This is a genomic window from Emticicia sp. W12TSBA100-4, assembly GCF_040253585.1.
GTDB lineage: Bacteria > Bacteroidota > Bacteroidia > Cytophagales > Spirosomataceae > Emticicia.
The window spans coordinates 20,366-46,182 of sequence record NZ_JBELAU010000015.1 but is presented as its reverse complement, the minus strand read 5'-3'; the positions used below and the strand labels follow the sequence as shown (position 1 = coordinate 46,182).

At 37.9% G+C, this 25,817-nt stretch carries 28 protein-coding genes; 14 read left to right on the top strand and 14 right to left on the bottom strand.

Annotated elements, in window-relative coordinates; genetic code table 11:
* The first annotated feature begins 58 nt into the window (after positions 1-58).
* Together ABR854_RS21025 and ABR854_RS21020 are read left to right on the top strand one after the other, a co-directional pair.
* A complete protein-coding gene (locus tag ABR854_RS21025) occupies positions 59-532 on the top strand; it encodes a hypothetical protein (protein WP_350267819.1) in 474 nt (157 codons plus the stop codon).
* Between the two features lie 2 nt (positions 533-534).
* Positions 535-852, top strand: coding sequence for a DUF3817 domain-containing protein (locus ABR854_RS21020; RefSeq protein ID WP_350267818.1), 318 nt, complete (start codon positions 535-537; stop codon positions 850-852).
* A gap of 121 nt (positions 853-973) precedes the next feature.
* Here ABR854_RS21020 and ABR854_RS21015 read toward each other — a convergent pair whose 3' ends face one another.
* Both ABR854_RS21015 and ABR854_RS21010 read right to left on the bottom strand, forming a co-directional pair.
* Positions 974-1,705, bottom strand: a complete 732-nt coding sequence (locus ABR854_RS21015) for a copper homeostasis protein CutC (protein WP_350267817.1) — start codon at positions 1,703-1,705, stop codon at positions 974-976.
* A 98-nt stretch (positions 1,706-1,803) separates the two neighbouring features.
* Positions 1,804-2,511, bottom strand: coding sequence for an ATP-binding cassette domain-containing protein (locus ABR854_RS21010; protein WP_350267816.1), 708 nt, complete (start codon positions 2,509-2,511; stop codon positions 1,804-1,806).
* Positions 2,512-2,662: 151 nt separating this feature from the next.
* Between ABR854_RS21010 and ABR854_RS21005 the strand changes: the two genes are divergently transcribed.
* A complete protein-coding gene (locus ABR854_RS21005) occupies positions 2,663-3,754 on the top strand; it encodes a Gfo/Idh/MocA family protein (protein WP_350267815.1) in 1,092 nt (363 codons plus the stop codon).
* Between the two features lie 155 nt (positions 3,755-3,909).
* Here ABR854_RS21005 and ABR854_RS21000 read toward each other — a convergent pair whose 3' ends face one another.
* The 6 genes from ABR854_RS21000 to ABR854_RS20975 form a co-directional block, all read right to left on the bottom strand.
* On the bottom strand, positions 3,910-4,365 hold the full coding sequence (locus tag ABR854_RS21000) for a DUF5606 family protein (protein WP_350267814.1): 456 nt from the start codon (positions 4,363-4,365) through the stop codon (positions 3,910-3,912).
* A gap of 193 nt (positions 4,366-4,558) precedes the next feature.
* Positions 4,559-5,170 (bottom strand): ribosome biogenesis GTP-binding protein YihA/YsxC, encoded by a 612-nt coding sequence (gene yihA, locus ABR854_RS20995; RefSeq protein WP_188771168.1) that lies wholly within the window; start codon positions 5,168-5,170, stop codon positions 4,559-4,561.
* Between the two features lie 187 nt (positions 5,171-5,357).
* Positions 5,358-5,507: a hypothetical protein gene (locus ABR854_RS20990; protein WP_350267813.1), complete on the bottom strand. Its 150-nt coding sequence runs from the start codon at positions 5,505-5,507 to the stop codon at positions 5,358-5,360.
* Positions 5,508-5,516: 9 nt separating this feature from the next.
* Positions 5,517-5,957 carry a DUF6934 family protein gene (locus ABR854_RS20985; protein WP_350267812.1) on the bottom strand — a complete coding sequence of 147 codons (441 nt, stop codon included), beginning with the start codon at positions 5,955-5,957 and terminating at the stop codon, positions 5,517-5,519.
* A 14-nt stretch (positions 5,958-5,971) separates the two neighbouring features.
* Positions 5,972-7,741 (bottom strand): signal peptide peptidase SppA, encoded by a 1,770-nt coding sequence (sppA, locus tag ABR854_RS20980; protein WP_350267811.1) that lies wholly within the window; start codon positions 7,739-7,741, stop codon positions 5,972-5,974.
* Between the two features lie 170 nt (positions 7,742-7,911).
* Positions 7,912-9,402, bottom strand: a complete 1,491-nt coding sequence (locus ABR854_RS20975; protein WP_350267810.1) for a GH3 auxin-responsive promoter family protein — start codon at positions 9,400-9,402, stop codon at positions 7,912-7,914.
* Positions 9,403-9,758: 356 nt separating this feature from the next.
* Between ABR854_RS20975 and ABR854_RS20970 the strand changes: the two genes are divergently transcribed.
* The 5 genes from ABR854_RS20970 to ABR854_RS20950 all read left to right on the top strand — a co-directional run bounded on the left by ABR854_RS20970 (position 9,759) and on the right by ABR854_RS20950 (position 15,055).
* Positions 9,759-10,790, top strand: a complete 1,032-nt coding sequence (locus tag ABR854_RS20970) for a rod shape-determining protein (protein WP_015028530.1) — start codon at positions 9,759-9,761, stop codon at positions 10,788-10,790.
* Positions 10,791-10,974: 184 nt separating this feature from the next.
* A complete protein-coding gene (mreC, locus tag ABR854_RS20965; protein ID WP_064197493.1) occupies positions 10,975-11,835 on the top strand; it encodes a rod shape-determining protein MreC in 861 nt (286 codons plus the stop codon).
* On the top strand, positions 11,832-12,338 hold the full coding sequence (locus ABR854_RS20960; protein WP_064197492.1) for a hypothetical protein: 507 nt from the start codon (positions 11,832-11,834) through the stop codon (positions 12,336-12,338). The genes mreC and ABR854_RS20960 overlap by 4 nt, the downstream gene beginning before the upstream one ends.
* A 140-nt stretch (positions 12,339-12,478) precedes the next feature.
* Positions 12,479-13,687 (top strand): serine hydrolase domain-containing protein, encoded by a 1,209-nt coding sequence (locus ABR854_RS20955; protein WP_350267809.1) that lies wholly within the window; start codon positions 12,479-12,481, stop codon positions 13,685-13,687.
* Between the two features lie 138 nt (positions 13,688-13,825).
* Positions 13,826-15,055: an alkaline phosphatase family protein gene (locus ABR854_RS20950; protein ID WP_350267808.1), complete on the top strand. Its 1,230-nt coding sequence runs from the start codon at positions 13,826-13,828 to the stop codon at positions 15,053-15,055.
* A 90-nt stretch (positions 15,056-15,145) separates the two neighbouring features.
* Here the strand turns inward: ABR854_RS20950 and ABR854_RS20945 are convergent, their stop codons facing one another.
* A complete protein-coding gene (locus tag ABR854_RS20945; RefSeq protein WP_350267807.1) occupies positions 15,146-15,991 on the bottom strand; it encodes an AraC family transcriptional regulator in 846 nt (281 codons plus the stop codon).
* Between the two features lie 375 nt (positions 15,992-16,366).
* Between ABR854_RS20945 and ABR854_RS20940 the strand changes: the two genes are divergently transcribed.
* The 4 genes from ABR854_RS20940 to ABR854_RS20925 all read left to right on the top strand — a co-directional run bounded on the left by ABR854_RS20940 (position 16,367) and on the right by ABR854_RS20925 (position 20,644).
* Positions 16,367-17,347, top strand: coding sequence for a phytanoyl-CoA dioxygenase family protein (locus ABR854_RS20940; RefSeq protein WP_350267806.1), 981 nt, complete (start codon positions 16,367-16,369; stop codon positions 17,345-17,347).
* 265 nt (positions 17,348-17,612) lie between these two features.
* Entirely contained in the window at positions 17,613-18,431 is an 819-nt protein-coding gene (locus tag ABR854_RS20935) for an aldo/keto reductase (protein ID WP_350267805.1), read from the top strand.
* A gap of 91 nt (positions 18,432-18,522) precedes the next feature.
* Positions 18,523-19,560, top strand: coding sequence for a DUF4097 family beta strand repeat-containing protein (locus ABR854_RS20930; protein ID WP_350267804.1), 1,038 nt, complete (start codon positions 18,523-18,525; stop codon positions 19,558-19,560).
* Positions 19,561-19,864: 304 nt separating this feature from the next.
* Entirely contained in the window at positions 19,865-20,644 is a 780-nt protein-coding gene (locus tag ABR854_RS20925; RefSeq protein ID WP_350267803.1) for a pentapeptide repeat-containing protein, read from the top strand.
* Between the two features lie 118 nt (positions 20,645-20,762).
* Here ABR854_RS20925 and ABR854_RS20920 read toward each other — a convergent pair whose 3' ends face one another.
* The 3 genes from ABR854_RS20920 to ABR854_RS20910 all read right to left on the bottom strand — a co-directional run bounded on the left by ABR854_RS20920 (position 20,763) and on the right by ABR854_RS20910 (position 22,920).
* Positions 20,763-20,981 carry a hypothetical protein gene (locus ABR854_RS20920; RefSeq protein WP_350267802.1) on the bottom strand — a complete coding sequence of 73 codons (219 nt, stop codon included), beginning with the start codon at positions 20,979-20,981 and terminating at the stop codon, positions 20,763-20,765.
* A 65-nt stretch (positions 20,982-21,046) separates the two neighbouring features.
* Positions 21,047-22,291 carry an MFS transporter gene (locus ABR854_RS20915; RefSeq protein WP_350267801.1) on the bottom strand — a complete coding sequence of 415 codons (1,245 nt, stop codon included), beginning with the start codon at positions 22,289-22,291 and terminating at the stop codon, positions 21,047-21,049.
* Between the two features lie 38 nt (positions 22,292-22,329).
* Positions 22,330-22,920 carry a TetR/AcrR family transcriptional regulator gene (locus ABR854_RS20910; RefSeq protein ID WP_350267800.1) on the bottom strand — a complete coding sequence of 197 codons (591 nt, stop codon included), beginning with the start codon at positions 22,918-22,920 and terminating at the stop codon, positions 22,330-22,332.
* Positions 22,921-23,054: 134 nt separating this feature from the next.
* Here ABR854_RS20910 and ABR854_RS20905 point away from each other — a divergent pair, with 134 nt between their 5' ends.
* Positions 23,055-24,206: an acetyltransferase domain-containing protein gene (locus tag ABR854_RS20905; RefSeq protein ID WP_350267799.1), complete on the top strand. Its 1,152-nt coding sequence runs from the start codon at positions 23,055-23,057 to the stop codon at positions 24,204-24,206.
* A 67-nt stretch (positions 24,207-24,273) separates the two neighbouring features.
* On the opposite strand, the gene ABR854_RS20900 is transcribed toward ABR854_RS20905, so the two are convergent.
* Together ABR854_RS20900 and ABR854_RS20895 are read right to left on the bottom strand one after the other, a co-directional pair.
* The gene (locus tag ABR854_RS20900) at positions 24,274-24,690 is read right to left on the bottom strand and encodes an OsmC family protein (RefSeq protein ID WP_350267798.1); all 417 of its coding nucleotides are present in this window, start codon (positions 24,688-24,690) and stop codon (positions 24,274-24,276) included.
* Positions 24,691-24,791: 101 nt separating this feature from the next.
* Positions 24,792-25,382: a Crp/Fnr family transcriptional regulator gene (locus ABR854_RS20895; RefSeq protein ID WP_350267797.1), complete on the bottom strand. Its 591-nt coding sequence runs from the start codon at positions 25,380-25,382 to the stop codon at positions 24,792-24,794.
* Between the two features lie 148 nt (positions 25,383-25,530).
* Here ABR854_RS20895 and ABR854_RS20890 point away from each other — a divergent pair, with 148 nt between their 5' ends.
* A complete protein-coding gene (locus ABR854_RS20890) occupies positions 25,531-25,794 on the top strand; it encodes a hypothetical protein (RefSeq protein WP_350267796.1) in 264 nt (87 codons plus the stop codon).
* Positions 25,795-25,817: the final 23 nt, after the last annotated feature.

The following is a 25,817-nucleotide window of genomic DNA, read 5'->3' as shown; positions in this document are numbered from 1 at the left end:
CCTAACTATTCTGCCGATACAATACCGAACTTTGCAGCATCAAAACTAATGAAAAAGTATGTTTTCAAGTTCAATTTTCCTCGTATCGCTTCATTCGATACTCCGTTGGCTCGTGTTAGTCAGTTTGATTTTAGCCATTTTTAGGGCATATCGTGGTTTTACTCAACACACGATTTTTACAAAAACCGATAATTTAATTAGACACTGGACGGCGACCATTGCTCACATTCAGTTGGTGGTCGGTATGACGCTTTATATTCAAAATCCAGTCATCAAATATTTTTGGGCAAATTTCAAAGAAATGAGCCAGCAGTTAGAGGTTCTTTTCTTCGGAATCATCCATATTTTCTTGATGTTGGTAGCCATTGTCATTCTCACAATTGGCTCGGCAATGGCTAAACGCAAATCAACCGATAAAGAGAAGTTTAAAACTATGTTAGTGTGGTTTTCATTGGCTCTATTTATCATCTTTATAGCCATTCCGTGGCCTTTTTCACCACTTGCTAATCGTCCTTATATCCGAACATTCTGATTATGAACAACTATTTTTCTACCAATATCGGCCGCCTTCGTATCATTGGATTTTTTGAAGGAATTTCGTTACTGATTCTGATTTTTATCGCTATGCCCCTGAAATATTTCTATGGAAACCCCGCACTCGTAAAAATTGTGGGGCAGCTTCATGGTATTTTGTTTTTGCTCTTTGTTTTCAATACGCTAAGTGTGGGCGTAGAACAAAAATGGCGTTTTAAAGAAACTACTTGGAAAGTGCTGTTGGCGTGCGTTGTACCTTTCGGCACATTTTATATCGACAATAAGATTTTGAGTAAAATTCCAATGGAAGAAAAATAACATCGTACTATTTTTTACCACTGAGTTACTCTGAGTTTTTCACGGAGTTTCACATAGAAATCATAGTGAAACTCTGTGTCATTCACTCTGTGCTACTCCGTGGTAAAAAATTGATGATAAATCAATGACTCATGATTTCAACTACCGCTTTGCATTTCTCAAAATCGGCTTCATAAATTTCGTATTCGTTGGTAAGAGCAGCACTTGCCATGCTTACATCAGGTTTGCGGAAAATCATTTTGCTTTCTTGGATTCCTTTGCCTGTCATGTGTAGAGCATGAACACCAATATTTAGAAACTGCTGAGCATTTTGAGCAGAAACACCACTTCCAGCCATTATTTCGATGCGATTTTGAGATTTTTCTACCAATGTTTTCAGTAAATCAATTCCTTCGATGGCTGTATTTTTCTGTCCAGAAGTCAGAATTCGCTCGCAACCACAGTCGATAATATCTTCCAAGGCTTGAATGGGGTCGTTTGCTACATCAAACGCTCGGTGAAAAGTAACTTTGAGTGGAGCGGCTAAATTTACGAGTTCTGTGGTACGTTTTTTATCTACACTTCCATCGGGGTTCAGAATTCCAAAAACTACACCATCCGCACCCAGATTTTTGGCGGTCTGAATATCGACTTTCATTACCTCAAATTCGGCATCAGAATAGCAAAATTCTCCACCACGAGGGCGAATCATGACGTATATTTTGATAGTCAGATTTTGGCGAGCCAAACTTATCAAACCAGCCGAAGGTGTTGTGCCACCTTCAAACATTCCACCACACAACTCAACACGAACAGCACCTACTTTTTGGGCAGTTAGGCAAGATTCTAATGAAAAACTACAAATTTCGAGCATTCGACAGGATTAAAAAGATTTGTAAGATTATTGGATTTAGTTTTTATGGTGAAATAACATATTCGTAAATCGTAATTCGATTTATTCGTCATTCACTTTTACGCTGTTAATTCACGGAAAACATCTTCAATACCTTTTCCACCTTGTTTAAGTTCGGAAAGCGTGCCATTTGCCACGATTTTCCCTCGATTGATAATCACCACACGGTCGCAGATAGCTTCTACTTCCTGCATGATGTGTGTGCTGAAAATAACGGTTTTATTTCGACCAACTGATTTTATTAAATCTCTGATTTCCACCAACTGATTGGGGTCAAGACCCGTAGTTGGCTCATCCAAAATCAGCACATCAGGGTTATGAATCAAGGCTTGGGCAAGTCCTACACGCTGGCGATAGCCTTTCGATAGCTGTCCGATTTTCTTGTGTTTTTCTAAGCCCAGACCCACCATTTCTATGGTTTCGGCCACTTTTATTTGAAGTGTTTTGCCTGTTAAACCATAAAGCGAACCCGCAAATTCAAGAAACTCACGCACGTACATATCCAAGTACAAAGGATTATGCTCAGGCAAATATCCAATACTACTTTTGACTTGCATTGGCGAATTTTTCACATCAAAACCATTTACTTCGGCCGAGCCATCGGTGGCGGGTAAATAGCCAGTCAAGATTTTCATTGTTGTTGATTTTCCTGCACCGTTAGGACCAAGAAAGCCGACAATTTCGCCTTTGGCAACTTCAAAAGATATATCATCAACGGCACGCTGAGTGCCATACACTTTACTTAGATTCTGGATTTTTATTGACATTTTTTAGTCGATAGTCCACTGACAACAGTCAATAGGATTAAGATTTTTCTTTTATAACGCAAAAATAGGTTTTCTGATGAAAACTTTTCTGAAAAAATAGTCTTAATGATGGTTTTTGGTTAAATTTGATTGATTCAACCTTCTATCTAACATGAAAAAACTCCTCTTTTTGAGCTTATTCCTAAGCCTAACATTTGTATTTGCCCAAGAAAAACCCGTCAGAATGGGCATTGCGGGCATGACACACGACCACGTTTATCAGATTTTGAATAATCCCAATCGTGCGGGTGTAGAAATCATTGGTTTTGCTGAGCCAAATAAAGAATTGGCTCTAAGATTATTGAAAAAATATAATCTACCCGAAAGCCTTTTGTACGCCAGCCTCGACGAAATGCTCGAAAAAGCCAAACCCGAAGCCGTTTGTGATTTCAGAAGTATCATTGAGCATCTCGAAACGGTACAAAAATGTGCACCAAAAGGCGTTCATGTCATGGTTGAAAAGCCTTTGGCCGTGAATTTTGCACATGCTACACAAATGGCTGCTTTAGCAAAAAAGCACAATATTCAGCTCTTGACAAACTACGAAACCACGTGGTATGCAAGTAACCATCAAGCCTACGAAATGATTCATGGACAAAATACGATTGGCGATATTAGAAAAGTAGTAATTCATGACGGACACCGTGGCCCAAAAGAAATTGGTGTGAGTAAAGAGTTTTTGAGTTGGCTAACCGACCCTGTGAAAAATGGCGGTGGTGCAATCATTGATTTTGGTTGCTACGGAGCCGATATTATGGCGTGGTTGATGAAAGGAGAAAGGCCAAATTCGGTAACGGCAATCACACAAACTATCAAGCCCGAAACCTACCCAAATGTAGATGATGAAGCAACTATCGTAGTAACTTACCCAAAAGCACAGGGTATTTTTCAAGGCTCTTGGAACTGGCCTTTCGATAGAAAAGATATTGAAGTTTATGGTAAAACGGGCTATATTTTTGCCGATAAATCTGCCCAAACGACCGTCAGAAAAGGCGATAGAAATGCCTTACCCGAGGAGAAAATTGCAGTAAAACCACTCGAAACACCCATGAATGATGCGTTTACTTATTTTGCAGCAGTGGCTCGTGGTAAAGTGAAATCAGAAAATGATTTGGGTTCGCTGAAAATCAATATGGTGGCTATGGAAATTTTAGATGCGGCGGTGAAATCTTCAAAAACTGGGAAGACGGTTGTATTGAAGTAAGTATGCAATATTTATGATTAAATTTCTATCATGCTGTAAGCATTCGTTAACGTTGAACTTGTACACAATAACAGATGCTTTCAGCATGACAATTTTCTATAAACAGAAAGCCCATAGGAAACGATGGGTTTTCTGTTATATCTTAATTTCAGGAATTATGCTTTTGCTTCTTCGGTAGCAACTTCTTCAGTACTAGTTTCCTCTGCCGCAGGAACGAAAAGCTCAGGCATTGTAGCCGAAAGAATATTATACCAACTTACGATTTTCTTGATGTCGGAAGCGTAAACACGCTCACGGTCAAAATCTGGCATTACGGTTGCAAATAAATCAAAGATTTGATTGTTTGATGCTGTTTTGAAGTCAAATTCTACTTTTTCTCCGTGAAGTTCACGAGTTTTCAAGAAAATATCTCCGAGCGGAGTTGATTTGTTTGGGTCTTCAGTATAAATCGAAATGTCTTTCAAAACCGATACACGAGCATTTGAACTTACCATTTCTTTTTGTTTTTTCTCGTCAAGTGTTTCAACGATTACGCCACCACGCCCTGGCTTCAAAATTCTATACAAACCACTTTTTCCAGAAATGTGGGCAATATCTCTTAATAATTCCATTTGAAAAATATATTGTTTTTGTTTAGTCTATGGTCGACAGACGACTGTCAACAGAATATTTTATTTAGCTTTATTGTTTTTTCTTGATAGTGTAAATAGCTGACTCACTACTACTTATTCGTCAATCGTCATCGCAGCGGCGAACCGTTCGAGTCATTCGTAAATCTCATTTACAACGCTGCAAAAGTACAAATTATTTCGTAAAAGACAGATTCAACTCTTCGATTGCTTTCAATAATTCCTCACGACCCGTTCGTCGCTCTGACGACGTGATGAAATATTGAGGAACTTTCGTCCAACTCAAAAGCATGGTTTTCTTGAAAGACTCAACGTTTTGTTCAGCCGTCACGCTTCCAACTTTATCAGCTTTTGTGAAAATCAGATAAAAAGGCACATCTTTTTCGCCTAAAAAGTCGAGAAACTCTAAATCAACTCTTTGTGGCTCGTGGCGAATATCAATCAAGACAAAAACACACATGAGGTTTTCACGATTGACCAAATAATTACCAATCATTTCGCCCCACTTGTCTCGCTCGCCTTTTGGTGCTTTGGCAAAACCGTAGCCCGGTAAATCGACAATATACCATTTTTTATTTACTTCAAAATGGTTGATTAATTGTGTTTTCCCAGGGGTTTGAGAGGTTTTTGCTAAGTTTTTATTGCCCACCAACATATTTATCAACGAAGATTTACCTACATTTGAGCGGCCAATAAAGGCATATTCTGGTTTTTCGGGTGGCGGACATTTACGATAATCTGCCGCACTCGTGACAAATTTTGCTTCTATTAATTTTGTATTTTTCATATTACTAAAATATCATCTTTTTATTTCTTGTTCTTGCTCTGTAATAGGTTTGTAACTTGTCCTACGAAAATCAAAAAGGAGAAAGAATTTCGTACAAAGGTACTAATTTCTTTCTCCTTTTGATGATAAAGTTTGATTTGATAGTCTTTACGATGACTATCAAAAGTGTTTAATATTATTTTAAATACTATAACTTTTGACCCAATGTCGCAATTTTAGTGGTATCAATTTTTGCAAGAAACTTTTTTGCTAAATCATGCTTTGCATCTAAGGCTTCTTCTACTGTCTTATAGATTTTTTGGTCTTTATCTTTTACTATTGGTTGTTTATTTTTCATAACCGAAATTTATTTTTGTCCAATTATAAAACCATCATAATTTTTACCTCTCACAAAAGTTTCAAAATCCTCCTCTATAAAACCCCAAATTGAAAATTTATGTTCTACTTCTGCTAAATATTTCACAATTGCCATTTGATAAAGTCTTGTTCGGGATTTTGTACTTCCTTGAATCAAAACTTTTGCTTGTGAGTTTCTCTCGAAGAAATAAAGTAAAGCTCGAAAAACAGTAGCAAGAACTTTAGGCATATCTTGGTTATTACTAACCGATAAGTCACTTGCTGCACCATCTGGCAAAATATCAACTAACGCAAGATTATAGAGTGCTATCTGAGCATCAAGCAACCGAAATTCGACCAGTTTTTTTACAGTCTTAGTATCGCTTATACTATCGAATTCAAAGACAAATCTATCATCAACTCTACTGAATGGGTAGCTTGGTTCATTCATGAAACTCAATAAATTTACTTTATCTCCAATTCAAAAGGCATTCTTGCCTGAACTTTATCCATGCTTTGAAGATTTTTCAACTGCTTAGCATACGGTGCAAAATCGCCTAAATATGCTTTTAATTTTGCATCTTCTTGGTCGTTGCCAAATTTTTCAACAATTGATTCAAAACTTGACTTTTTAATGGGTAAATATTTCACACGGTAGTCGCCATCTTTTAATTTAGCTTTTTTAGCAGCAATTCTGATAGCATCATCTACACCTCCTAAAATATCAACTAAGCCATTTGCTTTGGCTTGTGTTCCTGTCCAAACACGGCCGCTGGCGAGGGTTTTCAATTTCTCAACACTCATGTGACGGCCTTTGGCAGCTTTAGCGGTAAAGCTTTCGTAGCCTTTATTTACACTATTCTGAATCATATTTTTCTCGGCATCGGTCATTGTACGAGTTGCCGATGGGAAGTTGGCATATTTGTGTGAATTTACACCATCAAACGTAACGCCCAATTTCTCATTCATTAGTTTTTCTACGTTGAATAATACACCAAAAATACCAATTGAACCAGTCAGCGTTGTTGGTTGAGCTACAATCGTATCGCAACCCATAGCCATATAATAACCGCCCGAAGCAGCATAATCACCCATTGAAGCAATAACTGGTTTTACCTTCTTGGTCAATTCAACTTCTCTCCACATGACATCAGAAGCTAAGGCACTTCCACCACCCGAATTGATACGCAATACAATAGCTTTGATTTTTGAATCCTTGCGAGCTTTTTGTAATTCTTTTACGATGGTTTCCGAACCAATTGTTCCGTCTTGACTTTCGCCCGAAAGAATATCTCCTTCACCCACAATTACTGCAATTCGATTTGAGTTACTGCCCTCTTCTACCAATTTATCGGCTTTCAAATATTTATTTAAGCCAATGTATTCGATTTTTTTATCGGCACTGAAACCTAATTCGTGACGAAGAGCAGTCTCAAATTCATCCCAATAACCAGTATTTGTAATCAACTTGTACTTTACAGCATCAGTTGGTTCTTGAATCAAGGCATTATTCAGAATATTGTTCAATTCTTCCATCGGAATCTTGCGAGAAGCGGCAATATCTCCATAAAAGCTGTTGGCAATGTCAGAAATAAATGATTGTGTTTGCTCACGGTTAGCATCGCTCATTTTTGTCAAGAAGAATGGCTCAACTGCACTTTTATAATCTCCTACTCTGAAAATCTCAGGTTTTACACCGATTTTCTCAAACAAGCCTTTCATAAAAGAATACTCAGCACTCAAACCATTGAAATCTAAGCCTCCCGCTGGGTTTAGGTAACTTTTATCGGCAACCGAACAAAGGTAAATTGAACCTTCGGTCATGGTTTCGCCATAAGAATAGATAAATTTCTTTGATTTTTTGAAATCTAAAAGATATTCTCTCACCTCTTTCAAAGTTGCCATACCACCCATTGGATTTTCGGCTTTTAGGTAGATCCCTTTGATATTTGGGTCAATTTTAGCATTCGCTAACGCTTCTTTGATTTGTGGTAAACTCACTTGCCCCGGACTATTTCCGCCCGATAGGATTTCGGTAAATGGGTCATCTTCAGCAGTGTTTTCTCTGATAACTTGATTAAGGTCGAGTTTAAGAACAGAGTTTGATTCAACTTGGGTTTTTGTGTCTGAACTTGACATCAAGCTGCCAATTCCAATCAAAATGATAAAACTCAAAATCGTGAATAGAAAAATCCCGACGATAGTAGCGAAAACGTATTTCAAAAATTGTAACATATACGGCTTATAGTTTAGTTTTTTATATCTGAATACAAAAATATATGTATGTACAGAAAATTATCTTAGTTTTTGATAGATGGAGGATATGAGTTATGAGTTATGAATTATGAGTGCTGAGTTTAGACCCAAAGTAAGTTGAGTCAAAAATAACCGCACGGGCGGCCCCGTCAGAACTTTTTCAAGGCATCGGCAATTTTACGGTCGTTTGATAGACGAGGAACTTTATTTTGTCCGCCAAGTTTTCCTTCTGAACGCATATAGTCGATGAAGGCATTTTTTTGCAATGGTGTAATAACCAATTTCCGCAGAATGCTACCCACAATCAAATCATCGTAGTAAACATTTAACTCCGTCATTTTTTTATCTAAATCATTATTGAATTGCACAATGTCTCGTGGCGGAACGGCAAACTCAATGAGCCATTCGTGGTAAGGAAGTCCTTCATTGGGCGTAACCATCGGAGCAACCGTAAATTCTACAATCTCCACTTCGGGTTGGCGTTCACAAGCGTATTTCATGGCTTTTTCTACTTCTTCACCAATAACGTGTTCGCCGAAAGCCGAAATGTAATGTTTGATTCTTCCTGAAACAATCACACGATAAGGGTCGAGCGAAACAAACTTTACAGTATCGCCAATCGAATATCCCCAAAGGCCAGCATTATTATTGATAACGAGGGCGTAGTTTTTGCCAAGTTCTACTTGTTCGATACTCAAACGAGTTGGGTTTTCGTTGAAATATTCTTCGGCTGGAATAAATTCGTAGAAAATACCCGTATCAAGCAGCAGCAACATTCCTTCGTTGTTTTGCTTATCTTGGTAAGCAAAAAAGCCTTCGGACGCAGGAAAGAATTCAATAGAATCAACTTTTTTACCGATGGATTCAAAAAGTTTTGCTCGGTACGGCTCGAAATTTACACCACCGTAAACAAACAAGTCAAATTCGGGAAAAACATCTTTTATCTTTTTTCCAGTGCGAGCTTGAATTCTATCGAAATACATTTGCACCCACGGCGGAATTCCAGAAATCAAACTCATGGGTTGCTTGATGGTTTCATCAATGATTTTTTCGAGTTTAGTTTCCCAATCTTCTATGCAATTTGTTTCGTAAGATGGTAAGCGATTCGCCTGCAAATAGGCAGGAACATGATGCGTAGAAATTCCTGAAAGTCGGCCAGTCTTGATGCCCGCTTTTTCGGTCATTTCTGGGCTTCCCGATAAAAAAATGAGTTTATTATCTAAAAACTGCGATTTACCAGTTTCGTTGATATAATTGAGCAGGGCATTTCTGGCTGAATTGATGTGATTATGAATCGAATCTTTCGAGATAGGAATATACTTCGTTCCAGAAGTTGTACCCGAAGTTTTGGCAAAATAAAGCGGTTTTCCTGCCCAAAGAATATTTTCTTCGCCCTCAACCACTCGGTTTACATAAGGTTTTAGGTCTTCATAATCACGAACAGGAACAGCCTGTTTGAAGTCATCGTAAGAGCGAATATCATTGAAATGATGGTCACGACCGAAAACCGTTTGAGCAGCTTGGTTTACTAACTTTTCTCGCCATTCGGCTTGTACTTCTGCCGAGCGAGCCATCCACTTTTTCTGCTGTGCAACCACATAAGCTGCTATGGGTTTACTGAGTATCGAACGAACTCCCATTTATGTTTCTGTTCTTTGGTTAGATAATTTGCTATGGGGCAAAGATAATAGTTTTTTTTGTTTCGCTATTTATTGCGGGTTTTGGCGAGCAGAAAACCCATAATATTACGATAGCAAGTATTTTTTGAACTATATCAACAAAACGTTTTTTTCGAGCTAAATCCTTAGTTTTATGAGTAAATATGCTCAAAACACAAGTTTTTCATTGAAAAAGCGTCGTATTACCTCTCAAAGCAATCTAATAGACATTATACTTTTCTCTTTTTCAATACTTTTTCAACTTTTTAGAAATATTTTGTAAATAATAGTTGTAAATTTGCGGACAATTTAAAAAAAATTAACCCATAAAGCTCAAAATGGCTGGACTGTTTAACTTCCTCACGAGTGACATCGCGATTGACTTGGGTACGGCAAATACCCTCATTATCTACAAAGACCAAATCGTTGTAGATGAACCTTCTATTATTGCTTTAGACAAAATTACTGGAAAAGTGTTGGCGATAGGTCATAAAGCAATGCAAATGCACGAAAAAACCAATGAAAATATAAAAACTATTCGTCCACTCAAAGATGGTGTAATTGCTGACTTTACTGCCGCTGAATTAATGATTCGTGGTATGATTAAGATGATTGAGACGGGGCGTAGTTGGTTTTTCTCACCTTCTCACCGCATGGTTATCTGTATTCCATCAGGTATCACCGAGGTTGAGAAACGTGCCGTAAAAGATTCAGCCGAACACGCAGGTGCAAAAGAAGTTTACATGGTACACGAGCCAATTGCTGCAGCTATCGGTATTGGTATCGACATTGAGCAACCCAATGGCTCAATGATTGCTGACATCGGTGGTGGTACAACTGAGATTGCGGTTATTGCTCTTTCGGGCATCGTTTGTGAAGCGTCGGTTCGTATTGCAGGTGATTTATTTACGAGAGATATTGTTGATTATATGCGTCGTGAGCATAACTTGCTTATTGGCGAGCGTTCGGCAGAATTTATCAAGATTCAGGTTGGTGCGGCTTTACCAGATTTGGATAATCCACCAGCTGACATCGAGATTCGTGGTCGTGACTTAATGACGGGTATTCCGAAAGAAATCAAGGTAACTTACAGCGAAATTGCTTACGCTCTTGATAAATCAATTTCAAAAATTGAAGAAGCCATCATGCGTGCATTGGAGATGTCGCCACCAGAACTTTCGGCCGACATTTACGAAAATGGTATTTATCTGACAGGTGGTGGAGCATTGCTTCATGGCTTAGACAAACGTTTGGCTATTAAAACAAAACTTCCGATTCACGTAGCTGACGACCCACTCCGTGCGGTTGTGCGTGGAACAGGTGAGATTTTGAAAAATATCGAAAAATATAGAGCAGTTATAGTTCAGTAATTCATTAGTTCTGAATTCTGAGTTCTGAGTTCTGAGTAATTAAATATATCACTCAGGTTCTCTAAGTATAAATTACAAAAAGCAGTTGAATGGTTTCTACATTCAACTGCTTTCACTTTAATTGTGATTATGGCTTAGTTTAGACAACTCAGAACTCAGAACCCAGAACTCAGAACTTAAAAATATGTCGCAACTCTTCCGACTTATATTTCGCATACGAAATTTTCTTTTGTTTGCTATTCTCGAACTCGTCAGCTTTTGGTTGCTCGTCAAGAACAATCATTACTGGGATGTTTCGTTTTTTAATACTTCCAATTTCTACGCAGCCAAGACCCTCGAAAGCTCAAATTATGTAAAAAACTACATGAATCTTGGCAATGTAAACGACCAATTGATTGCTGAAAATGCTCAACTCAAAAAAGCAGTGTCGGCCATGCAATCGTTTAAGCAAAGAGAGGGAGATTATTATAAGGTTGATTCAGCCTTTGCACTCCGTTTCGAGTTTAAGGTGGCGAAGGTTGTCAATAATACAGTTGGTTTATCGAAAAACTACTTGACGATCGATAAAGGTACACTTGATGGCATTGAACCTGGAATGGGCGTAATTTGTCCGCAAGGAGTTGTTGGAACGGTGATGCAATGCTCTGAGCATTTCTCTCGTGTTTATTCGATTCTACACTCAGAGTCGAAGGTTTCGTCAGAAATCAAAAACTTGACGCTTCGTACTAAAAACGATAAAGCCTTAGGTATTGCCGAATGGGGTGGTCTGAATCCAAAAATCATTAATTTGAATACGATTGACCGCTTTAAGCCAATCAAACAGGGCGACTCGGTGGTTACTTCTGAGCAAAACGTAATTTATCCGTCGGGAACAATGATTGGTAAAATTCGTAAGCTAAGTGCCAAACAAGACCAAGCGTTTTTTGATATTGAAGTGGAGTTGGCAACTGACTTCCGCAATTTATCTTATGTTTACATAGTAAACAATAAGCTGAAAAAAGAACAAGATTTATTAGAGCAATCAACCACCGAAGAAAAGAAATGAATTCTCAGACGGTCATAAAATTAGTCCTTACATTCGTCATTTATTTAGTACTACAAATTGTGATTCTCCGCAATTTTGTGTTCTTCGATGTGGCGTTTTGCTTTGTTTATATTGCGTGTATTTTACTCTTACCTGATGAAGTTGATCCAATTTGGGTGATTTTGATAAGTTTTCTGATAGGTTTGTTAGTTGATATTTTCTACAATACCGCAGGTGTACACGCCTCCGCCAGTGTGATGATTGGGTATTTGAGAGGCTACATCATCAAGTTTTTATTCCCAACAAAAGGTGTTGAAAACGATATTACAATTTCGTTGAAAGATATGGGCGGTGAGCGTTTTGTAAGATACGTGGCTATTCTTACAATAATTCACCACTCAATGCTGTTTTTTGTAGAAGCAGGCGGTTTTCAGTTTTTCTTGATTACGGTTCTGAAAATCATTTGCAGCGTTATTTTTACTACGTTTTTGATTATCATTTTGCAATATGTGCGTGGAAATTAAGTTTCCATGCACAGTTTTCTACACTACTTCTAAAACATCACCTATTATTTTTTCGACACAATTTGGCAGATTTTGCTTTCTGTCCTACTTAAATTACAGCTACTTTACTTCGTTTGTTTGATTCGGATTTGTGAGATATTATGATGAAATTGACTAAAAGCTTTCCTTTCAGTAGTTACTACTATATTGTTGTTTGTTTGCTCGCTACAAGTGTTTTTTCGTGTCAGAATGTTGGCTCAAGTAAAAGCGAGAAAAAAGTGGATAGTGCTGCTCTAAAGAAAGAGGAAGCTCGTATTAGAAAAGAAATTAATGCAGATAAAAAAGCGGCTTTGATTGAACAAGTTATTCAGCAAAAATTAACTCAGGGTTTTAATGGAAATGTGCTGATTGCCCAAAAAGGTGTAATTGTGTATCAAAATGCCTTTGGTTTTGCTAATGACTCAGTTAAAAATAACCTACAATCGAAGTTTCAACTTGCTTCACTTTCAAAGACATTTACGGCAGTTGCGGTCATGAAATTGGCTGAACAAGGAAAACTCGGCCTTGATTACACTGTAAAAGATTATTACCCAAATTTTCCATACGATGGTATCACGATTCGTAGTTTGCTTTGCCACCGTTCGGGTTTGCCATTTTATCAATATACTTTTGATAAGATGGTTAGAGAAACCAAAGCTTACCCAACTAATCAGCAAATTATGGAATGGTTTGCAACCGTGCAGCCAACGCCAAGAATGTTTAATCAACCCGACCATTATTTTGGTTACAATAACACCAATTTTGCCATCTTAGCAGCGTTGGTTGAGAAAGTTACGGGCAAAGATTTTGATACATATATGCGAGAAAACATTTTTCGTCCGATTGGCATGAAAGATTCTTATATCGTAACTACCAAAAATGATTCTATCAATATCAATCGTACGATTGGGTATCAGTTTGGCAGAAAATTACCGAAAGATTATTATGATGATATTTCGGGTGATAAAGGAGTTTATTCGACCTTGGGTGATTTACTAAAATGGTATGAAGCTCTAAAAACTAATGCTATCATTAGCAAAGAATCTTTCCGTGAAATGATTATGCCTCGTAGTTTTGAGTTTCCAGGGCTGAGGAATTATGGCTACGGTTTCAGACTCTGGGTAAATGCCAAACAACAGACCGACTACGTGTATCATACGGGTTGGTGGAAAGGCTACAACACCATTATGTTTTTCGACCCTCGTGAAGATTTTGTGATAATTCTACTCAGTAATAAATATAACCGCTCGGTCTATAACATCAAGCAACTCATTGAAATTATGCAAGGTGGAAACTCTACCACAATGGAAGAGAGTATTTTGGATGAATAGCATAAAAAAACCTTTTTTAAAAGTGCCAGTGTTCAGAATACTGGCACTTTTTGTTTTTCTCTAATTTAACAAATCCTTTATCTCAAAATCAAAAGTGCGTATCTATATTTGTGGTGTCAACATCTATAAATCTTCCGCATGAAAAAAGTATTTATTTTAATTTATACGCTTGTCTCTTTAAATCTTTCAGCCCAAATCAAGAAAAAAGCCGTTTTTATCATTGTCGATGGTATTCCTGCCGATGTGATTGAAAAACTCAAAAAGCCACACCTTGATTCAATCGCCCAAGTGGGTGGTTACGCCCGTGCGTATGTGGGTGGCGAACGCAAAAGTTATTCCCAGACCCCGACGATTTCGGCCGTTGGCTACAATAGTTTACTGACTGGCACTTGGGTAAACAAGCACAACGTTTGGGACAACGACATCAAAGCACCGAATTATAATTATTGGACAATCTTTCGATTCTTCAAACAACAATACCCCGAAAAGAAAACCGCCGTATTTTCGACTTGGCTTGATAACAGAACCAAACTCGTAGGTGATGATTTACCACAAACTGGCAAACTCAAAACCGATTTCCATTTCGATGGTTTAGAACTCGATACCGCTCGCTACCCGCACGATAAACAAAGCAAATACATCAATTTGATTGATGAAGAAGTAACAGCCGCTGCGGCAAAATCTATTAGAACCGATGCCCCCGATTTGAGTTGGGTATATTTGGAATTTACGGACGATATGGGGCATAAACACGGCGATAGTCCAGAGTTTTATGCGGCTATCGAAACGATGGATAAACAAGTGGGAAAAATCTGGCAGGCTATCAAGTATCGCCAAGCAAATTTTAAAGAAGATTGGGTAATTTACATTACGACCGACCACGGTCGAGATGCCAAAACAGGCAAAGGTCATGGCGGACAATCGGACAGAGAGCGTGCTACTTGGATTGTAACAAATGCTCAAAACCTCAATCCATATTTTAAGCAAAATCAACCTGCCATTGTTGATATTATGCCTTCAATTGCATCGTTTATGCAGATTTCTTTGCCTCGTGAGCAACATTTCGAAATCGACGGAGTTCCATTAACTGGCAAAGTTTCAGCCATTTCGCCCGAAGCAAAATTAAAAGATGGTAGTATTGACCTAACTTGGAAAGCCATCGACAAAAAAGGAAAAGCAAAGATTTGGCTCGCCACTACCAATAATTTTGAAACTGGCGGAAAAGATACTTACCAATTAGTCAAACAAGTAGCCGTTGATGCCGAAAAAGCTACGATTGATGTCAGTAAATTGCCTTCGCAGTTTTATAAAATTGTCATTGAAATGCCCTATAATACCCTCAATCGTTGGATTGTTTTGGGGAAATAAATGAACATAGCTTATCCCGAATTTTATTATAAGAAGAGTTTATTGCCGTCAGTTTTAACTGACGGCAATAAATAGTATTTCCCCGAAAATCTACTTCGTAAAATACCGTTTCTTAAAAGCCAAAGGATTTTCTCCTGTCAGTTTTTTGAAAGTTCTGTTGAAATACGACATACTTTCAAAACCACAATCAAAGCAAGTTTCAGTTACGTTTTTATCAAGTAAAAGCAAATTTTTAGCCTGATTGACTCGGTAATGATTCAGGAATTCGGTGAACGTTACCTTCGTCATTTTCTTGAAATATCTACAAAAAGCCGCTTCGCTCAAATGACTCAAAGCAGCTACTTCCTGCAAATCTATTTTTCGCTGATAATTCTCATCAATAAACTGATACAAGCGTTTGATGCGTTCTTGGTCTTTCTTATTGTATTGATTTTCAACGGGTTGTTCGTGCAGCAACACATAATCTTGCGTAGTTGCCAAAAGCTGAAAAACACTCAATATCTCCAAAAACTGTCCGAAATAACTTAGTCCGTCGAGCAGTTTCATTCGTTCGCCAATCATTTTCTTTGTTTTTTTTCCGAAAGCAATTCCATACTGCGAGCGTTGAAAAAGTTGCTGAATAGCTGCCAATTCAGGAGTTTCGAGCATGGCATTTTGCAGGAAATCTTGTCGAACTTGCAGTACAACTTTTTCATAATCAGTTTTTACTAAATAGTCAAAATTGAGGTGCGGAATATTTGAGCCTATGAAAACTAAATCGCTACCCTCGAATCGAGAAATATGTTCGCCAACGTGCCGAGTACCGTCCGTTCCTTCGATAAAAACCAACTCAAATTCAGGGTGAAAATGCCAATAAAAAATCTGACCCAATCGTGGCCTAAAAACCCGAAATGAACTTTCGGAATCAATCGTAAACTCTTCTAAAACAATTTTCATTTTGCTGCACTTCAAAATACAAGTTAGGTGACACACTTCTATCAAATTTGCACATTTTTCGTAATTTGTCTATATAATTATCTACATAAAATCAATATTGTTCAAAAATTGGCAATTATAGGTTAAGAATAGTTTAATTTTAGCTGCTACATTTGTATCATTATTTTGATTAAAAATATAACTAAATAATGTCATATCAGCGAGTGAATAAATTCACCAGCTAAAGAAACAAAGGAACTGTGGCGATACTTTATGCGGACTTGAAGTCCACATTTACTAAAAAACTCCTTTGTTCTTTTAGTCGGTGATTTCAATCGCCGCAATAAATAATAGAAGTAATAATTACTCAATATCATTCACAAAAAAACATACGCTATGCAAATGACAATGGCAACCCCAACGATGATGCCCAATAAAAATCATACGGATAAACCTGGGAATCCTTCAACCGCTACCAGTAGCCAAATTAAACTTCGTACAAGCCTCAACAAAGGCGGCCCACTGCGAGTTTTGAGCGAAGAAGACTGGAATTTTTGGATAGGAAATGGTTACGTAATTATCAAAAATGCCGTACCACGAGAACAAGCTCTTCGCACAGCTGAATTTATTTGGGAGTTTGAAGAAAAAGACCCTAACGACCAAAGCACTTGGTACACTGCCCCACGTGCCGAAATGCAAATGAAGGAACTCACGGGTACGGGAATGGTGGAAGTGTATAACAACCAACACCTTTGGAATAACCGCCAGTCTCAACGAGTGTATGATGCTTTTGTAGATGTATGGGGAACCGAAAAACTATGGGTAACCATCGACCGTGCAAATTTGAACTTTCCGCTTCGCCCTGGGTTTGAATATAAAGGATTTATTCACTGGGACTATGACCCCGAAACAAAACCACAAAACGTACAAGGAGTATTGGCTTTAGCCGACCAAACCGACGAAAACATGGGCGGTTTTCAGTGTATTCCTGAGTTATTCCGCACGTATGATACTTGGAAATTAACCCAACCAGAAGACCGCAATCGTTTCAAACCCGATATTACAGGTTTTGAAGATAAATTGGTAAAAGTAAAACTCGAAGCTGGTGATTTATTGATTTTTAATAGCAGTCAACCGCACGGAATTCGTCCGAATAATTCGACTGACAAGGTGCGTATCGCCCAATATATTTCGATGATGCCAGCCGAAGAAGAAAACGATGATTTGCGTGACTGGCGAGTAAATTCTTGGAAAAACCGTATTTCTCCCGAAGGCTATGCGTTCCCAGGCGACCCTCGTAATTGGGAAAAAACTAAATATAATACAGCACAGTTAAACGATTTAGGCAAAAAACTTTTGGGTTTAGAAAAATGGTAATTTGAGAAAAAATGCGAAATAAATAAAAGATGATTTTAAATCCCGAAGGGGTGGAAAGATTATAGCAGTATATATTTCGCCAACAATCAAAACTCCGAAGGAGTGATATTATATGTTGTATAATATCACTCCTTCGGAGTTTTAAAAACGCTCAGATTTGCTTCTTTCTCTATAATAATATCATCCTTTCAGGATTTTCGGCTCGTCATTACTCAACGTTCATTTCTTCAAAAATCATCGTAATTTTGCTAAAACCAAACACTCTATGCAAAACCAACTCTATACTACTCTCAACAACGGTAATCAAATGCCACTACTCGGCTTGGGCGTTTATGATATGTATAACCGTGAAGCCGAACAGGCCGTATTGTGGGCTTTAGAAACTGGGTATCGACTCATAGACACTGCCGAAATGTATAAAAACGAAACCGAAATTGGTAACGCTGTGCGTGAAAGTGGCATTAAACGAAGCGATATTTTCGTGACAACTAAAGTAAATAACGGCGACCAAGGTTTTGATAAAACACTGCGGGCTTTTGATGAAAGTCTAAAAAAACTCAACATCGACTACATCGACCTTTATTTGGTTCATTGGCCAATCAAAGCAACCAGAAAAGACACTTGGCTGGCTCTCGAAAAAATTTATACCGAAGGTCGAGTTAAGGCAATCGGCGTGGCAAATTATCTCGTGCCTTTTTTAACCGAACTCGAATCTTACGCCAGTATTATTCCTGCCGTTAATCAAGTTGAATTTAGCCCGTATTTATATTTGAAAGATTTGGCAGAAGTTTGCAAACAAAAGAAAATCCAACTGCAAGCTTATACTCCACTCGTGCGAGGTATGCGTATGAATGATCGAAAACTTCAAAGTCTTGCTCAAAAATATAATAAAACTCCCGCCCAAATTATTTTGCGTTGGGCTTTGCAGCATGGCGTTTCGAGTATTCCAAAATCAGCTAATTTGCAGCGAATCAAAGAGAATTTTGATATTTTCGACTTCGAAGTCAGTCAAACAGACATGAGTTTCATTGATACTTTCAACGAAAATCTAAGAGTCGTCGAAGACCCAATGGATTTATTCTGAAAATAATTCGCCTTTTCTGCAACGCTCGTTTCATGTTTTGCATCTTATGTTCAGACAACAATAATTATGAAATCTTAACATTACGCAATTTATGAAAAAGCTACTCTCATTATTTATTTTAGGATTATCCATTTCAACGGTTTCTTGGGCTCAAGATAAAGAAACGCCTTACTTCGTAAAAACTTACAAATCATCAGAAGTAAAAAACCTTAATGTTCGCACATCGGGTGGCGGAATTTCGGTAACTGGCGGTGCAGGTGACGAAGCTCGTGTAGAGGTTTATGTAAGAGGAAACAACGGTGGAAGTAACCTCAGCAAAGAAGAAATCGAAGACCGCCTAAAAGAATACGAATTAAGTGTAAAAAAAGAAGGCGAAACGATTTCGTGCGTAGCCAAACGCAAAAGTGAAGGAGGCTGGAACAACTGGAAAAATGGCCTCAGTATTTCTTTCAAAATCTACACTCCCGAAAAAATCTCTACTGATTTAGTAACCAGCGGCGGTGGAATCTCTCTCAAAAACCTGACAGGAAATTTAGGTTTCACGACCAGCGGTGGCGGCCTGAAACTCCAAAACTTGGGTGGAAATGTAAAAGGACGCACTTCGGGCGGAGGAATCAATATCAGCGGTTGCCGTGATAATATTGACGTAGCAACCAGTGGAGGTGGAATTGATGCCGAAGGCTGCAAAGGCGACATCAGACTAAGCACTTCGGGCGGAGGCTTGGTTCTCAAAAAACTCGACGGTTCAATCAAAGCAACTACCAGTGGTGGCGGAATCAGAGCCGAAGAAATCAGTGGCGATTTCGTAACTTCAACTTCGGGTGGTTCAATCAAATTAGAAGATATTACAGCCAGCGTAAAAGCCTCAACTTCGGGTGGTGGAATTAGTGCCGATATTAAATCGCTTGGCAAATACCTTTCGCTTTCGACGAGTGCAGGAAGCATTCATGTAAGAATGCCAATGGATAAAGGCATGGATTTAGACCTTGACGGACAAAGAGTAAAAGTACCAGCATTATCAAAATTCAGCGGAACTGTTGAAAAAGACCGTGTGAAAGGCTCGCTTAATGGTGGTGGAATTGCCGTAAGAATGGACGCCAACTCTGGCGGTGTTTATATCAACGAATAAATTTGTGTATTAGACATTTTTTCAGTTAAATTATCGAAAAGGATTAATAGATTAATTCTGAGCTATTTAGTCCGTAGGACTTTCATATCGGTAGCATCCATCAAATAAGTATAACAAGAATGCCGTAGGTATTCAACTATTGAGTCATTTGTTGAATACCTACGGCATTCTGAAAACTGAACCTATTATAATCTCTACCAATATGAAAGTCCTACGGACTAAGGTTTTGAGCCATCTAACAAGAAAGTTATCTATTTATATCCAATCACTCTAAACGGACGGCGTACGGCCTAAGAATTATTTTATGAAAAAGATACTAATTTTAATGCTTTTTGCTTTCGTCGGCACGACGGCTTCAGCTCAAAAAGAGATTTCGGCAAAAACTATTTTTGAAGCCATTGACAAAGGACAAACTGTTGATTATCAAGATGCTGTAATTATTGGAGATTTAGATTTAACCGAACTTTCAAACAAAAAACGCATCAAAAACAAAGGCAATTACGAAGAATACAAAAGCTACGTAGAAGTGCCAATTTCGTTTAAGAACTGTACGTTTAAAGGTGATGTGATTGCCTATAAAAACTTAGCAGAAGAAAAAAATCGTAAAATTGGAAACGGTAGTGTAAACTGGAATATCGGCGATGGAATAACTTATTCGACTGATTTTGAGAAAGCGGTGGTTTTTGAAAACTGTTCTTTTGCAGGAAAAACAGAGTTTAAATATTCTGATTTTGCTGAAAGAACCTCGTTTGGTGGAGGGAAATTCTCGAAAGATGCCAATTTCAAATATGCAGATTTTAAGCAAGAAGTAATTTTTGCGAAGTCAGATTTCGATGATTACGCCAATTTCAAATACACTTCTTTCAAACAAGATGCTGATTTTTTTGATGTACGTTTCAAAAATTACGCTGACTTCAAATACGCTGATTTCAGTGAGCGTGTTACTTTCAAAAATACTGCTTTCAGTAATCAAGCCGATTTCAAATATGCCGATTTTAAAGACGATGCCAATTTCGATAATACAAAATTCAAATCTGGCGTTGATATGAAATATTCAAACGGAAAGAAGTATATGAATAAATAACTTTCGTCTGTTAGAAATTGAAGATTATGGATTTCAAGTTAATGATTGTAGATTTTTTTAATTCAATCATTCTTAAATCATCAATCTACATTCCTTAATCTTCAATTTCCATCCTAACCTACTCTAAAACCTCAATTCCATAGCCCGAAGCACTTAATTGCTCCACAATGTAGCTTTCGCAAATTTCCATTTTTCGGCTTTCAATTCGTAAGATTTTATCGCAATCTTCTAAATCAAAATTCCATTTTCCGTGCGGCAAAACAAGTTCGTCAAGCAATGGAGCTACTTTTCGTACTTGTATTTTATTTTTTATCGTAGTTTTGAATACCCAAATCATGACTATTCTATGGTTTGAATTTGGAAGGATAAACAAAATAAATACCTGTTACTGACAACCCTATGTCAGTCAATCTGAGATTTATTTAATTGTTTTCTTTGAATTTGTCGATTCAAGATATACATCATACCAATTGTGATAAGCATCGAAGCCACTACCACAATACCCAAAAATGGATAATTTTGCATCGTCCCATCGCTTCCTTCCGATACGATTACACCCGCCAAAGCAGCAGCAGCTCCACCCGAAATCTGTTGAATCGAGGAGTTGATACTCATAAAAGCTCCACGGTCTTGCAGCTGCGGAACGGCAGTCATGAGCGAAGATGCCGAAATCATTCGAGCGGTAATACCCGCAAACATTAACACATTCACAACAACAACCAACCAAAGTGGGGTTGGGCCTAAATTAGTATAAATCAAAACCATGATTACGGTGATGATTGAGCCAATAAAAAATACTTTATATTTACCCAATTTATCGCTCAATTTGCCCGAAAGAGGCCCAAACGTAATTGTAAATATGCCTGTCACTAAATACAACATCGGTAAATCTTTGATGTCAATCTTTAGATTATTGATACTAAAAGCACTACCAAAAGGCATGAGCATAAAACCGCCAGTAGCCAATAAGATTGTTGCTAAAAATGCCCTTAAATAGTCAGATTTTGAGAGTGTCTTCCATAAATGCTCAAACGGATTTCGGTCGTTTTGCACTTTCAAATGTTCGGTAATTGGCTGCATATACACCACAATCGCAATGCCAACGATTATCGAAAAACCCACAATCATCCAAAACGGTGAGTGCCAGCCAAAGGCATTGGCCAGATATAAGCCAATCGGTAAACCCAAAATCTGACTTGCCGAAAACGCCATTTGCACAAAGCCCATCACACGCCCACGGAGTTCGAGTTTGAATAAATCGGAGATAATCGCAAAGCTGATTGAGCCAATTACACCCCCAAAAATACCTGTCACGATTCGAGCTATCAACAAAAATTCATAGCTATTGGCTATCGCACAAAGCGTTGTGCCGAAAATAAAACCTACATAAAAGAATAGTAGTAGTTTTTTACGGTCGAATCTATCGGCAAAGCCAGCCGCCAAAAGTCCCGAAGCCCCTGCACTAAAGGCATAAGCCGACACAACCAAACCAAATTGATTTGGTTGAAGACTCAATTCTTTCATCAAAATCGCACCCAAAGGTGACAAAACCATGAAATCTAAAATCAATGTAAATTGTAAGATTGCCAAAATAGCAATAATAAAAATCTGGTATTGAGTAAAAGTCGAAGTTGTATTATTATTCATTATTAAATAAATGTTCGTTTATTATTTAGGTAAATTTTTTAAATTTTAAGTGCTTTCATCACCAAATCGAAGGTTTGCCACATGATTTCTTCAGAAAAAACAAAAGGGCGGTCGCCGATACTTTTTCCTTCACTATGAAAACGCAATAGATTATATAAAGGGGCATACGCCACAGACCAAAAAACTTCAATCGGCATGACTTTTACTTCATTCTTTTCAATAGCATTTCTCATAAAAACACTCATTTTTTCTTTAAACTCAGCAACAATATCAGCCGCCACCGCTTCTCGAAAAGTTGAGTTTTTGATTTGCTCATAAAATGTCATTTCAAGTGCATGGCTCAGCATAAAATTGGCTCTGTTTCGCCATTGAACCCTCATTCCATCCTCAAAAGGTGCTTCAGGATTAAAGTCTTTGAATATCGCATGATTGAGTTTTTTGCCAATTTCACGGCCAATACTCATCACGAGATCTTCTTTATCTCGATAATAAATATAAAGCGTAGCTGGCGACACATTGGCGGCTTTAGCCAATTTTTGCATGCTGAAACCCTCAAAACCTTGACTCACGAGCAGTTCAATGGCTTTTTGCTTCACAATCTGTTCTTTATGTTCGTCACGAATTCTCATATTAGGTGCAAATATAAGTGAACGTTCGTTCTTTTAAAAGTGATAATTTCTTTTTTTTCTTTAAGCGGTCAATTTCTTTCAAAAAAACAGCCGTTTTATTTATATTTGAAAACAAAAAACCTTCCTTAGAAATTATGAAAAGAATTACTTCGATTGATGTCGTTCGTGGCATTGTTATGGTTATTATGGCTCTCGACCACACACGAGATTTTTTATTGCAAAATGCTCTCACACAAAACCCAACCGATTTATCAAATACTTACCCTGCTCTATTTTTCACTCGCTGGATTACGCATTTGTGTGCCCCTACGTTTGTGTTTTTATCGGGAGTTTCGGTGTATATTTCGGCCAAAAACCAAAATAATATCAGCGAAACCCGTAAGTTTTTGCGAACTCGTGGACTTTGGTTAATATTCTTAGAGTTTAGCATTATTTCGTTCGGAATCTGGTCAGATATTGGTTTTCATACCCTGCTTTTCCAAGTCATTGCGGCCATCGGAGTTGGGTTTATCTTGTTATCGTTTTTGATTGGAAAATCGCACAAAATAGCCTTGGGCATTGGTAGTGTTATTATGATTTTCTATGGTTTGCTGGCCTTAGTTCCCGAATCGGGTCTTAGAAATGCCTTGAGTCCGTTGTTTGTACTTACGGTGCTTCCACTTGGCGAAAGATTGTTGATTTTGGCTTACCCAATACTGCCGTGGTGGTCAATTATGTTGATTGGCTATGGTTTGGGCGAATATTTCTTGGTAGAAAAAACCAAACGAACAGCATTTTTCATGAAAATGGCTGGTGGATTTTTGGGAACGTTCTTACTGCTGCGTTTTATTAATCTTTACGGCGACCCCGTGCCATGGAGTGTCCAAGCAAAACCCGTTTACACGTTTTTATCCTTTCTGAATGTTTCTAAAAATGCTCCGTCGCTCGACTTTACGCTCTGCATGGTCGGCATTGCGTTTGTGATGCTCTATTTGGCCGAACTTTATGGTGAAAATAAACTCAAATTTTTCAAGGTTTTTGGCAGTGTACCATTGTTTTATTACCTCATTCACTGGTACGTGATTCGCACTTTTTTAATCATTACATTTCTGGCGAAAGGCTATCAGTGGAGCGATTTTGTATTTCATGAACAAACACTCGGCCGCCCCAAAAACGATGATGGGCTTACGCTTCCACAGGTTTATTTAGCTTGGTTTGCCGTGATTCTAATTATGTATCCACTTTGTAGATGGTACAGCCATTATAAAAGCCAACACCCCGAAAAAACTTGGTTGCGGTATTTGTAAGAGATACAAAAAAGAACACAGGCATTGCTGCCTGTGTTCAGTAAATTTATGCGTGTTTTGATGATACTTAAACTAAAGTAGCCGTTAGCGTGATTTCAGCATTGAATAATTGCGAAATCGGACAGTTTGCTTTGGCATTTAGGGCAGCTTCTTGGAATTGCTCTTCCGAAATATTCGGAATCGAAGCCGACATTTCTAAATGAATATGCGTTATTTTTCCATCTTCAAACACCACTTTTGCATTTGTGTCGATGTTATCGGCCGTGAAACCTAATTCGTTCAAAACGAAACTAAATTTCATCGAAAAACAACCTGCATGAGCAGCTCCGATGAGTTCTTCGGGGTTTGTACCTACGCCATCCGCAAAACGAGTTTTGAATGATAATTGAGCTTTATCAAGGGTTGTACTTTGTGTAGAAACTGTTCCTACGCCTTCCATCCCTGTACCTTTCCAATTGGCCGATGCTTGTCTTGTAAATTTCATTGTCGTTATTGTTTAAATTGTTTGTTTTGAATTTGATGATACAAAGGTCAGCATCAGTCACAACAAAAACTTTAACCCAAGTTAAAATCGTACAGAAATGTTTATTTTTTTTCAGAAAGTCTTTTTCGGATTCTACTTAACGATGGCCCTTGAATACCGAGATACGATGAAATATGATACAACGGAATGGTATTCATAATATCGGGGTGGAAGGTAATCAAATCTAAATACCGCTGTTCGGGTGTTTGAAATAGCAAACTTTCGGTTCGATTAAGCGATACGTTGGAGGCTTGTTCGGCAATTAATCTTCCCAGCCGCTCCCACTCGTGCGATTGCCTGTAAAGCGACATCAGGTTATCAAAATGAATGTAAATAACCTTTGATGCCACCATCGACTGCGTATAAAAATGACACGGCACTTGGTTGATAAAACTGGCATACGAAACCACCAGTTGATTATCAGTGTAGAAGAAAATATTTTTTTCGTCGGCTGATTTTTCATCGACGTAGTAAGTGCGAAAGACACCTTCTAAAACAACTCCTAAATGCTTACAAACTTGTTGAAAATCGTTATAAAAATCACCTTTTTTGTAGGTTTTCACTTGCCAATATTTCGCCGAAAGCTGAAACGCTTCACTACTCATTCCCGAAAACTTATTCAGGTTTCTTTCTAAAATCTCAATTTCAGTCATTTTATACTCACTTTTAAGCTTTTCTCTGTGGAATAATCATCAAATGCTGATGTTTATCCCCAAATTTCCTCCATTTATTGCATTATTCATAAGAAAATCTGTGGTATTATTTTTTTGGGAATAATTGTATAACTAAACTTTCACTGTCATGAATATTAATCAAAAAAAAGCATTAGAAAACGAAACTGAGATAAAAGAAGAAACCAAACTTGATTATAAGCGTTTTTGGGGATGGGGTTTCGGTCTATTAATTGGCTTTATGGCGATAGCTTATTTTGCTGGTTTTATCACTTTTGGTACGCCCGAACAAGCAACCGATGCTGACAAAAAGGCATATTTTGAGAAAGACTCTATTGCCACCGCAAGTGCCGCACAAATGGATAGCACAAAAAATAAAAAAGAGGTCTATTAATGACCTCTTTTCAGTTGTGTGGA